7 protein-coding genes are annotated in these 9,433 nt (G+C 29.2%); 5 read left to right on the forward strand and 2 right to left on the reverse strand.

All coding sequences use genetic code 11. The features are described 5' to 3' along the window. The first annotated feature begins 101 nt into the window (after window positions 1-101). The 4 genes from ACRC03_RS06325 to ACRC03_RS06340 all read left to right on the forward strand — a co-directional run bounded on the left by ACRC03_RS06325 (window position 102) and on the right by ACRC03_RS06340 (window position 7,444). Window positions 102-5,414, forward strand: coding sequence for a hypothetical protein (locus tag ACRC03_RS06325; protein WP_438651710.1), 5,313 nt, complete (start codon window positions 102-104; stop codon window positions 5,412-5,414). Window positions 5,415-5,617: 203 nt separating this feature from the next. Continuing rightward, window positions 5,618-6,091 (forward strand): hypothetical protein, encoded by a 474-nt coding sequence (locus tag ACRC03_RS06330; protein ID WP_438651711.1) that lies wholly within the window; start codon window positions 5,618-5,620, stop codon window positions 6,089-6,091. A gap of 11 nt (window positions 6,092-6,102) precedes the next feature. Further along, window positions 6,103-6,600, forward strand: coding sequence for a hypothetical protein (locus tag ACRC03_RS06335; RefSeq protein ID WP_438651712.1), 498 nt, complete (start codon window positions 6,103-6,105; stop codon window positions 6,598-6,600). Window positions 6,601-6,898: 298 nt separating this feature from the next. Then, complete coding sequence (locus tag ACRC03_RS06340) at window positions 6,899-7,444, forward strand: site-specific integrase (protein ID WP_438651713.1); 546 nt, start codon at window positions 6,899-6,901, stop codon at window positions 7,442-7,444. Window positions 7,445-7,647: 203 nt separating this feature from the next. Here the strand turns inward: ACRC03_RS06340 and ACRC03_RS06345 are convergent, their stop codons facing one another. Both ACRC03_RS06345 and ACRC03_RS06350 read right to left on the reverse strand, forming a co-directional pair. Further along, window positions 7,648-8,424 (reverse strand): FkbM family methyltransferase, encoded by a 777-nt coding sequence (locus ACRC03_RS06345; protein WP_438651714.1) that lies wholly within the window; start codon window positions 8,422-8,424, stop codon window positions 7,648-7,650. Between the two features lie 224 nt (window positions 8,425-8,648). After that, window positions 8,649-9,107: a Tn3 family transposase gene (locus tag ACRC03_RS06350; protein WP_438651716.1), complete on the reverse strand. Its 459-nt coding sequence runs from the start codon at window positions 9,105-9,107 to the stop codon at window positions 8,649-8,651. Here ACRC03_RS06350 and ACRC03_RS06355 point away from each other — a divergent pair. Then, window positions 9,058-9,357 (forward strand): transposase, encoded by a 300-nt coding sequence (locus tag ACRC03_RS06355; RefSeq protein WP_438651715.1) that lies wholly within the window; start codon window positions 9,058-9,060, stop codon window positions 9,355-9,357. The genes ACRC03_RS06350 and ACRC03_RS06355 overlap by 50 nt on opposite strands. Window positions 9,358-9,433: the final 76 nt, after the last annotated feature.

Genomic DNA, 9,433 nt, shown 5'->3' on the forward strand with positions numbered 1-9,433 from the left:
TGTTTTTAATTTTTTGGACTAGCTATTAGTTACATGTAAATTCATATATTATTATGTATAACTAGTAAGAAAAAATATATAAAAGAAAGGAATGATAACAATTGGCTAATGCAAGTTATGCACAAGCAGGAAGTGGACCTTTAGCAGGAGCTGTAGGTTGGGTTAATTTTTCAACAATACCTTTAGCACCAAAAACATCCACCGTAGTAAACAATACATTAAGAGATGGAACCACAATTTCATTTACTTTATCAAATACAGATATTACAGGTGATAAATCATATGTAGGGACAACTGCACCAACATTTCCAGGAGCAACTTTTGGAAATCCTGGCGGATATGCTGGAATTTCAGGGCCAGTAGTACTTTATTCACAGGGGGGGACTATTCCTTATAGAAGTATCCTTAGTTTTAGCAATATAATAGTAAAGGATCCTTCAGGAACAACACTTCCAGACTATATGATAGTTACAGGAGATGGGGAAACAACTGATCCACAAGAAAATCTTATGTTTGAAACAGATGGAGGGGTATGGGATCAAATAGGAAGTATAGGAACTGGTAACTCTCCTACATTTACTGGATTAGGAACAACTACAGTTACCGCTACCGGGATGTCATTCGCATATAAATCATTAATGTTAACTACAGTAAATCCTAAAAAAGTTGATATAACTTTTTTTAGTAATCTAGGATTATCAGGAGTACCTTTTGGAGTTCTCTTTACGAAAGTTCAAATTAACAAAGTTGTTAATGATAGAGTATATGCAAATGATCAATTTAACTTATCAGTAACAGGATCAACTATAAGCTCAACAACTATAACTACAGGTGCATCAAATGGAACTCAGCTACAAAGTCCATACGTGTATGTAACATTAGATAGTATTAGTAGCTCCTCTTTTACCCTTAATGAAACTATGGCACTAGGTAGTACAGGTACCCTTGGAACTAATTACAAAACTACTGTAGAAAATGGTAACTTTACTCCAGGGGGAAGTACAGTACCATCAAGTGGATTCCTGGGTGAAAGTGTAACTGTTAAACTTGGTGACTACATGGTAACTACAATAACAAATACTGCTATAACATCAACATTAACTGCAACTAAAATAGTAGACAAAACTAAAGCACTTCCAGGAGATATATTGACATACGCTATTGGGTTAAGTAATAGTGGTCCATTGACTATAACTAATACATTTTTCCAAGATACTATACCAGTGGGAAGTAGCTTTATTAATAATAGCGTAACTATAAATGGAGCATCAGTTCCAGGTTCAGTTGCACCTCCAAGTGGACTAGATATTGGAACACTACCAATTGGTGTTACAACATTAACATTCCAAGTTAATTTACAAACTACTTTGCCTATAAACAGTTCAATTATAAATGATTCAACTGCTACTGGATTAAATGTTTTAATTCCTACAACTGTAACACTTACTTCAAATTCAAATACAGTTATAACTACTGTATTAGGAACTGTAACTTTATCTTCAGCTAAAATAGGTAAACTTTATGCTAATATAGGAGATGTTTTAACTTATACTATTCCAATAACTAATAACGGGAATACAACTGCAGTAAATATAAGATTTATAGATACAATACCAAATGGAACTTCATTTGTAGCAAATTCACTAATGCAAGATGCTACTTCTGTTGGAGGAAGTCCAAATCCTCCTGGAATAACACTTCCAAATTCCATTGGTGGCGGTAGTACTTCAACTGTAACTTTCCAAGTAACAGTAACTACAATGCCTAGCCCAAATCCAATACCAAATACAGCATCAGCTATTTTTCAGTATGATATAGATATCTCAACTATTCCAAATATATTAGGAAGTGGTTCAACTAATACTAATATAGTTAATACTTTTGTAAGCAGAGCAGACTTATCAACTATAACTAAAAGGGTTGATAAAAGCTTTGGAATTATTGGTGATATTTTGACTTATACAATCTCTATCCCTAATACTGGAAGCATTAGTGCTAATGATGTTATTTTTATAGATACTATACCGAATGGAACAGCATTTGTAGATAATTCATTTACAGTAAATGGTGTAGTAAGTCCAGGTGCAAATCCTACACCTCCAGGTGTTAATATTGGTATAATACCACCTAAAGGAACTTCTACAGTAAGTTTTAAGGTAATTGTAAATACAATACCATCACCAAATCCTATTTTAAACGCTGCAACTACTACATTCACTTACCAAGTGGATCCAAGTGTTTCTACTGCTACAACTGGTAGTGCAAATAGTAATATAGTAGCTACTAAAATAAACATGGCTAAAATTTCAAATCTAAACAAGCAAGTAGATAAAAGCTTTGCAACTCTTGGAGATACATTAAATTATACAATAGCATTTAACAATACAGGTAGTGTAACAGCCTTAAATTTAGTATTTAAAGATACAATACCAGTTGGAACAACTTATGTACCAAATTCATTCACTATAAATGGTGCTACTCAATCAGGTCAAAGCCCAGAATACCCTACAGGTGTAAATATAGGCGATATAGCAGTTGGTTCAACAACAACTTTAGGTTTCCAAGTTACAGTATCTACTATCCCTCCTGGAAATATTATAATTAACGGTGGAACAGTATTTTATGATTATATTGCAAATGACCAAACAGGACAAAAAAATAGTTCAGGTGGTAACACTAATTTAGTAATTACAACAACTAACTTTGCAAATCTTTCAAACCCTATAAAAAGTGTAGATAGAAAATTTGCTGATATAGGAACAACTATAACTTATACTATTACCTTAACTAATACAGGAAATACAACGGCTAACAATGTAGCTGTTATAGATACAATACCAAATGGAACAACTTTTGTTACTGATAGTGTAACAGTAAATGGAATAACTCAAATAGGCTCATCACCAGTTCCTCCAACAGGAATAAGTATAGGACCTATATCCTCTAATGAAACAGCTATAATAACATTTGAAGTAATAGTAAATACAATACCATCACCTAATCCTATTCCAAATACAGGTACTGCTACTTATGACTTTATAGTAGACCCTACCTTAAGTATTAGTATTAGAAGTAGTAATGTTACTAATGAAGTTGATACTTTAGTAAATCACGCTAATTTATTAAATACTAAATCTGTAGATAAGACTTTTGCAAAAATAGGAGATTTAGTAAATTATACTATAGGTATAGCAAACACAGGAAATACAACTGCTTATAATATAGTATTCACTGATACAATACCAACTGACACAACATTTGTTCCTAATTCATTAAAAATAAATGGGATAACTCAAACTGGTAAAAATCCATCACCTCCAACTGGAGTTAGTGTAGGACCTATACCTGCAAGAAGCACTTCTATGGTGACTTTTTCAGTAGTAGTAAATACAATACCATCACCAAATCCTATTTTAAACTCATCTACAACAACATTTAGTTATACTGTAGACCCAGTACTTGGAATAACTGTTAATTCAAATACAAATAGCAATATAGTAAGTACTACAATTAACAATGCTCTTATAAATGGTACAAAAGCAGTAAATCTAAGTGAGGCACTTGTAGGAGATATTATCACTTATTCTATGGATTTCTCAAATGTTGGAAATGTTAGCACTAACAATATTTCATTTACAGATACAATACCAAATGGAACTCAATTTGTTCAAAATAGTATAGCTATAAATGGAGTTACAGTACCAGGAACTACAGTTGTACCACCTGTTGGAGTAACACTTCCAAACTTAAATCCAGGAGAAAATGTTAATATAAAATTCCAAGTACTTGCAATAACAGTGCCAACACCTAATCCTATTTTAAACACAGGAACTGCAAAATATAGTTTCACTGTAAACCCTGTATTAGGAATTAAAGGTAATAGCGTGTTTAATACAAATACAGTACCAACATTTATAAGTCCTAACACAAAACCAGTTAAATCTGTAAATACTAAATATGCTACAGTTGGAGATACATTAACTTATACATTAGTATGGAAAAATGTATTAAACTCTGCTCAAACTGATGTAGTATTTGTAGATACAATCCCTGATAGTACAACATTTATACCAGGATCAATAACTGTAAATGGTTCACCTCAAATAGGAGCATCTATAAGCCCTCCAGATGGCTTGTATTTAGGAACATTAGGAAAAGGAGCGGTAGTTACTGTAACTTATGATGTTACTGTAGACACAGTTCCTAATAATAATATTATTGATAATGATATGACAGTAATATTTAATTATGTTTCAAATAAAGAGCTTGGAACAATCTCAAGAAAAAGTGCTGTATCAAATATAGTAGATACTAAAGTTAATTTAGCTAAAATAGAAAATCCTACTAAATCTGTAGATAAAGAAGTAGCAACAATTGGAGATGTATTAACTTATACAATAACTTTTAAGAATACAGGAAATACAGATGCAAATAATACTATATTTAAAGATACAATACCACAAGGAACAGAATTTGTACCAAATTCATTTACTGTAAATGGAGTAGTACAATATGGAAGAAATCCAGGCGCTCCTACAGGAGTTAATCTAGGTATTATACCTGCTGAAGCCATTACAACATTAACATTTAAAGTTATGGTAGATGAGGATTTCTGCATAAAAGATGTATATAATAGCGGAACTCTAAGCTATGACTTTTTGGTTAATCCAGATACTGGAAGAAGTAAAAATGATAAAGTAAATACAAATACCGTTCTAACAAAAATAATTGCAGCCATAATATGTGATAAAAAAACAGCTGATTCTTGTACTGGATTTGTTGGAATGCATCTAAAATATACTATTGTTTTAGCTAATGAAGGAAATACTACAGCTTATAATGTTAAGTTTGTAGATACAATTCCAAATGGAACTGCATTTGTACCAAATTCAGTAACCTTAAATAGTGTATCCTTACCTGGAGCAGTGGTATATCCTCCAACAGGAGTAACTATAGGTAACTTAGATATAGATGAAGTAGCTACTATATCATTTATGGTAACTGTTGAAACAGTACCTTGCCCAAATCCAATTAGCAACTATGGAACAGTTAACTTTAGTTATGTTATAAGTCAAGGAACTGATGGTCAAATAAATAAATCAATAAATACAAATATAGCTCAAACTTATATAGACCCATGTAGCAACTATGCAAAAATGTATCAAGATTTATATAAACAAGCACAAATTTTAGATAAAGAGTACGATAAGCTTGTATGCAAAGCTAAGGAATTAGAGAAAAAGGCTAAAGAATTTGAAGAACTAGCTAAAATAGAATGTTTCAAAGCTAAGGTAGCCTTAGAAAAAGGTAATAAGCTAAATTCACAAGCAAAATCTACTCTAGATTTGGCAGCATTTTATTCTCAACAAGCATTAGAGTGCCGTAAAAATATGCATAACTTCCGCTCTAAGTAAACTAATTATTCTATAAATAAACATAGTGAATTAAATTACAATAAAAATGTAAAGTTGTTTAAAATACCCATTTCTTAGAAACTAAGATTTATACTCTAAGAAAGGGTATTTTTATTATTAGCCAATTTCTTGTAAAGAGGTGTTCATTAAATAATGCTAGTCTAAATATACTTATACTAGAGTATTTTAAGGAGATGAACCGAATGGCTAATAAGATTAGAGCTCGAACACTTTATAGTGGTATAAGTGATTATATACCCTGTGATATAAATTCATTTACTCAACAAAATAAGAATACTATTATAACAATCCATGAAGATCTTCCAGATATTGATGAAATAATAAAAGTTGGCGTTACTTCAAATATAAAAGACAATAAAATCGTTAAAACAGGGATTGGAAAATCCTTGGAGGGTGAGATATTAACAGGATATAAATTATTAACTGAGGGTGAATTTATAGTTAGAATAGATTTTTGTGCAGATAATGAAAGAGGCTCTATATATACTTTTAAAAATTTCCTATTTTTTAATAATTCAACAACATTAGATGAAAATATAAACCTAAACTCTAAAGTAATGTCTTCAATATATATAGAGGATGTTTATGCTCAAAAAATAAATCAACGTGAAATATTAGCAAATATAAGCTTTATATTGACAGCAGAAAATTACTGATGGAGGGGGCTATGATTACTAATTTTATAGATTACATAGGAATTGATGAAAATTTACCAACTAATATTAAGTATTTTAAAGAAGATCTGCTAGACACCGTATTTTCTAAAAAAGATGAAACAAAAGAAATACATACTATAATTTCAACGTCAGTAGATTGTAATGTTAATTCAATAAAGCTAGTAAACACATCTTCTCGTACATCAAATGAAGGACAAAAGCTATCTGGAAAAAAATTATTAGTAGAGGTTAAATTATCCTACAGAATTAAGTATACAACTAATACTAAAGAAACATCTTTATATATATTAAAAACCAGTCATACTAAAGTTATTTATATTGTAGTACCAAGAGAAATAAATGGATTTAAAATAGAAGATTTAGTTCGAAAAAATAAAGTATCTGTAGAAACCTTTATTGAAGACTTATACGTATCCTCTAGAGGACCAAATAGTATTTATATAAGAACACTCCTTCTCGTAAATGCACGACTAAAAAATACAATGTAACATAATGTATATTATGTTACATTGTGCTATGAATAATAAAATATTGATATTTCAACTTGTTTATAGTATAAATAAGAATATACATAAAAACTAATGTAACATAACGTAAATTAATGTTACATCCAATGTAACATAAATTATTTTTATAGATGAATTTAATTCAATATAAAAATATCTATTTTAAGGCTTTGGAAATATATGTATGTTAAATATTTAAAATCGCTCTATGCTCAATTTAAGAGTTTAACTTATATGTAGAGTTTCAAATAACAATATTATGTAAATCAGGGAGTTTTTTATGAAGTATGTTCAACCAATTAGAAATAGAGATATTATACAAAAAATGAAAAATGAGCTTTTAAAGGGAGGATCTCGAAACTATATGCTTTTCAATATAGGAATAAATACTGGACTTAGGATTTCTGATATCTTACCTTTGAAAGTTAAAGATGTAAAAGATAAAACTCATATAAATATAATAGAAAAGAAAACTAGTAAGTCTAAGCGTCTATTAATTAATACTAACTTAAAAATTGATATAGATGACTATATCTGTAACATGGATAACAATGAATTTCTTTTTAAAAGCAAGAAAGGAAATAATGTTGCTATTACAAGAATACAGGCCTATAGAATATTAAATAGTGCAGCTAATGAACTTGGTATTGATGAAATAGGAACCCATACAATGAGAAAAACGTTTGGATATTGGCATTATAAAATATATAAAGATATTGCTATTTTACAAAATATATTTAATCATTCTTCTCCAAGTATTACTTTAAAGTATATTGGAATAACAGATGATATAAAAGATAAAACTATCGAAAATTTCTATTTATAATGCTATTTATTTATGACTATTTATTATATATAAAATTTGTTTATATTTAATAAGGAAATTGTAATTATTAATGTTTACATTTTTGTTTTTGTTTACATAATTAAATTTATTTATATTAATATTTATTTTTTTTAACAATCTATGAAAATAACTGTAGATAAGTTTATTTTTACACAAACCTATCTACAGTTATTTGAAAAGTATTATATGTTTTTCATTGCTTTTATATACCCATTAGATGCTGATACCATCCCACCATTAAGTTTGAAATCTTTACCTCTTAACACATCACATATTTCAGTAAATATTTCTGGGGTATGTGTTTCCATTACAATAGCTTTAACATTATCCAGTAAATCTACAAACTCATCATCCTCAAATATTTCAGTCTCTCCACCTTCACAGTCCATTTTTATTATTACATCTAGCCCCTCATTTTCTTCTATTATATTTTTTATTATAGTAGATGCTCTTTTCATAGCAACTTCCTCAACAATATACTCTCCTGGGTGACCTGTATATGTAGAAGGAGTATCAATATCATCAGATATTCTTGAGTTTCCTTTTAGAATATCATTAATTATTCCTTTTCCTAATTTATCAGCTCTACCCATACCATAGTTGTTAGGTTGTATTTTCATAGATAGTGCAGGATTTAAATCTACATTATCTATGAAACAATTGTAAGTTAACCTAAATGGTTCAAAGCTATATACTTTAGATATATAATCATTTGAAGCAAAGTATATAGATGCTATTCCAACATTTGCTCCAATATCGATTACTACACTTTCATTATTCATAGGAATTTCATATTCCTTGTTCAGGAATACTTCATTAAAAATTTCAATCTCGTCTTTAGCTCTAAAATTAAAGTTAATATTGTTGTAACAAAACTTTATACTCTCCTCTAGAATTTCTACACGTCCTATAGAATTCAAAAAATTTATATACTGAGATGGGCACCAACTTATACTCATATTATCCTCCTAAATTATTTTTTATACGGGATACTTCTTTATAATTTTATACACCATATTATTAAGGTATGTTATATAAAATTATATGTGATAAATAATCTTGAATTACTTAATTAATTTCACTGAACTTGATGACAGTATAGGCCTACCTGTGTTTTTTTCGAATTTTTTGATCAAACACAGGTAAATCCAAGTAAAATCAACGACTTAAGAGTTTATAACCCCTAAATTTTGATTTCTAACTCTCTTAATCCATCACTAGATGAAATTTCTACATTTTCAAGTATATATCTACCTAAAAAGTTAATATGTTGTGTTCCCAAGGGACTAACTCTTTTAAATTCATCTAAGTCAAACCAAGGTTCATCCTTAATTTCTTTATAAATCTTCTCTAAATACCTAGAATTCCAAATTATTAAAGCACTCAATAAAATATTTAGACAACTTACTTTCTCTAATTGGCGTTCTATTCTATTTTCATTTAGTCTACCTTGTTTTCCAAAGAAAATTAACCTAGCAACTGAATTAATTGATTCTCCTTTGTTCAACATCTTTTGAACTTCTTTTCTAAGCTCTCCATTTGTGTAATAATCAATTATATATTTTGTTTTTAAAATTCTACCTATTTCCTTTATGTATTTTATACTTATTTTTTGGTTCTTTCCAAAGTTAGTTGATATAATAGACTCAAGAGAAACTAAAGATGTTACAGCATGGCTTCAGAAGTTTCCTAATATATCTGTAGTTTCAAGGGATGGTTCTATAGCGTATAGGAAAGCTATTCTTGATTCTCACAAATCAGCGATACAAGTAACCGATAGGTTTCATTTACTACAAAACTTAACAAAATACTGCAAGGATTTTCTTTTGAAATATATATATTCTAATAGAGTTTCTACATTCTTACACATAGTCTATCTATTGTATTTGTAGGAACTTTATTTATTTCATCGATAAATTTATTTATTGCTGTTTTTACTACAGCGATACTAGAAAAAAATCTGTTATT

The organism is Romboutsia sp., assembly GCF_051659545.1.
Lineage (GTDB): Bacteria > Bacillota > Clostridia > Peptostreptococcales > Peptostreptococcaceae > JBOFOR01.

Coding starts and splice junctions, on each gene's coding strand:
- ACRC03_RS06355 (WP_438651715.1), top strand. CDS start 9,058: ATGTATTTTATACTTATTTTTTGGTTCTTTCCAAAGTTAGTTGATATA.
- ACRC03_RS06330 (WP_438651711.1), top strand. CDS start 5,618: ATGGCTAATAAGATTAGAGCTCGAACACTTTATAGTGGTATAAGTGAT.
- ACRC03_RS06340 (WP_438651713.1), top strand. CDS start 6,899: ATGAAGTATGTTCAACCAATTAGAAATAGAGATATTATACAAAAAATG.
- ACRC03_RS06345 (WP_438651714.1), bottom strand. CDS start 8,424: ATGAGTATAAGTTGGTGCCCATCTCAGTATATAAATTTTTTGAATTCT.
- ACRC03_RS06335 (WP_438651712.1), top strand. CDS start 6,103: ATGATTACTAATTTTATAGATTACATAGGAATTGATGAAAATTTACCA.